The sequence below is a fragment of the Streptomyces sp. NPDC054932 genome, assembly GCF_053610205.1.
Genome location: NZ_JBSGXU010000064.1, coordinates 1 through 2,493, shown reverse-complemented (window position 1 = coordinate 2,493; position 2,493 = coordinate 1). Strand labels below are relative to the sequence as shown.

The 2,493-nt window shown below is 76.5% G+C and carries 2 protein-coding genes; one reads left to right on the top strand and one right to left on the bottom strand.

The features are described from left to right. Positions 1-124: 124 nt before the first annotated feature. Entirely contained in the window at positions 125-1,309 is a 1,185-nt protein-coding gene (locus tag ACWGE1_RS19145) for an ROK family protein (RefSeq protein ID WP_453421674.1), read from the bottom strand. Between the two features lie 56 nt (positions 1,310-1,365). On the opposite strand from ACWGE1_RS19145, the gene ACWGE1_RS19140 reads away from it, so the two are divergent. Next, complete coding sequence (locus ACWGE1_RS19140; protein ID WP_453421673.1) at positions 1,366-2,457, top strand: Gfo/Idh/MocA family protein; 1,092 nt, start codon at positions 1,366-1,368, stop codon at positions 2,455-2,457. Positions 2,458-2,493: the final 36 nt, after the last annotated feature.

Below are 2,493 nucleotides of genomic sequence, written 5' to 3'. Positions count from 1 at the left end.
TCCACGCCCGTCACCGACTCCGCACCCCCCGCGGTTTTACCCCCGGGGGACCGGCGGTCCGCCCCCCCGCAACGGCGCGGCACCCGCCCCACCGCCAAAAGCACCGGCACGGCACCCGCACACCTCACCCCGCACGCCCGAACAACGGCGCCAGCGCCATCTCCGCCGCCCCCTCCGCCACACCCGCCCCCGCCAGGGCGACCACCGGCCGGGCCGGATCCAGGGCGCGGGCCGCGAGAACGGCCCCGACCCCGGCCACGAAGACGTCCGGCGCCGCCGCCACCACCCGCCCGCCGAGCAGCACACGGTCCACGTCCAGCAGCGCGACCAGGTTGGCCGCGGCCTCGCCCACGATCCGTGCCGCACCGGGAAGGTCGCCCCGGGCCACCGCCTCCAGGCACAGCACCTCCACACAGCCGCGCGCCCCGCACCGGCACGGCGGGCCGTCCAGCAGGAGCACCTGGTGGCCGAACTCCCCCGCCGCCGAGCGGACACCCCGGTAGACCCCGCCGCCCAGCCACAGTCCCGCGCCGAGCCCGGTCCCGACGTGCAGGTACACGCAGGTGTGGGGCCCGCCGCCGGCATAGTCCGCATCCGGCACGGCATCCGCGCCGCGCCCGGTGGCCGCTCCGAGCCCGGCGGCCGCATCCTCGTCCTCGTCCGGCCAGGCGGCCCGGAGCCACGCCCCGGCGGCCGCGGCCGCACCGGCGTTCGTGTCCTTGTCCAGCAGCACCGGCACGCCCAGCCGTCCCTGCAGCACCCCCCGCAGCGGGAAGCCCTTCCAGCTCGGGAAGCCCGTGACCCGCCCCATCGCCCCGGACCGGTGGTCGAGCGGCCCCGGTGCGGCCACTCCGACGCCCAGGAGCGGCAGCCCGGCCGGGTCTGCGACCCTCGCGACCGCCCGTACGATCGCCTCCACCGCCGCCTCCGGGCCGGCCCCGAAGTCCAGCGGGCCACCGTTCTCGCTGACGACACGCCCCGCCAGGTCCACCCGTACCGCCCGGAGCTCGTCGCGGTCCACGTGCACGCCGGCCGCGTGGCGCGCCTCCGGCACCAGCCGGAGCAGGGTGCGCGGCTTTCCGCCGGTCGACGCGGCGCGGCCGGCCTCCGCGATCAGTCCGTCCGCGCCGAGCCGGGCCGCGATCTTGCTGACGGCCTGCGGGGTGAGTCCCGTACGGCTCGCGAGTTCGGCGCGGCCCAGGCCTGCCGGGCCCGCGCCGCGCAGCAGGTCCAGCATCAGCGCCTCGTTGTACCCGCGCAGCGCCGGCAGGTTCACCCCGCCGCGCACGTCCCCGCTCCCGCTGTTCACCTGCCCATTGTCCACCTTCCTTGCACTTTGACAACACTGTTGCCAAAGTGGTCCCCATGAGCACCTCCGCCTCCCCCTCCCCCCTCCGCGTCGGCGTCATCGGCTACGGACTCGCCGGTTCCGTCTTCCACGCCCCCCTCGTGGCCGCCACGGACGGGCTCGTCCTCGACACGGTCGTCACCTCCGACCCGGCCCGGCAGGCCCAGGCCCGCGCGGAGTTCCCCGACGTGCGCATCGCCGCCGGCGCCGCCGAGCTGTGGGACCGGGACCTCGACCTGGTCGTGATCGCCTCCCCCAACCGGACGCACGTCCCGCTCGCCACCACCGCCCTCGAAGCGGGCATCTCGGTGGTCGTGGACAAGCCGCTCGCCGCCACCGCCGCCGAGGCCCGTGCGCTCGCCGCCCTCGCGGACCGCAGCGGCACCTTCCTCTCCGTCTTCCAGAATCGCCGCTGGGACAACGACTTCCTCACTGTGCGCCGTCTCCTCGCCGACGGCGAACTCGGCGAGGTCCAGCGCTTCGAGTCCCGCTTCGAGCGCTGGCGCCCGCAGCTGAAGGGCGGCTGGCGCGAGTCGGGCGCACCGGAGGAGATCGGCGGCCTGCTGTACGACCTCGGCAGCCACGTCGTGGACCAGGCACTCGTGCTGTTCGGCCCGGCCGTACGGGTCTACGCGGAGGCCGACGTACGCCGCCCGGGCGCCGAGACCGACGACGACACCTTCCTCGCCGTCACGCACGCGAACGGGGTCCGCTCCCACCTGTACGTCAGCGCGACCACCGCCCAGCTCGGACCGCGGTTCCGCGTCCTGGGTTCGCGGGCCGGCTACGTGAAGTACGGCCTGGACCCGCAGGAGGGCGCCCTGCGCGAGGGGCTGCGGCCGGACGGGGACCTGCCCTGGGGCGAGGAGCCCCCGCACCTGTGGGGGCTGCTCGGCTCCGGCGAGTCCCCGCTGACGGGCGGCGGGATCCCGGTGCCGACCGAACAGGGCGACTACCCGGCGTACTACGCGGCGGTCGAGGCCGCCCTGCGGACGGGCGGGCCCGCGCCGGTGACGGCGCTCGAGGCCGCGCAGTGCCTCGACGTACTGGAGGCGGCCCGCCGGTCGTCGCAGGAGGGCGTGGCGGTGGAGATCCCGACGCGGTCGTGAGAGCGCGAAAGGGGCGGGGCCGCCAACGGCGGCCCC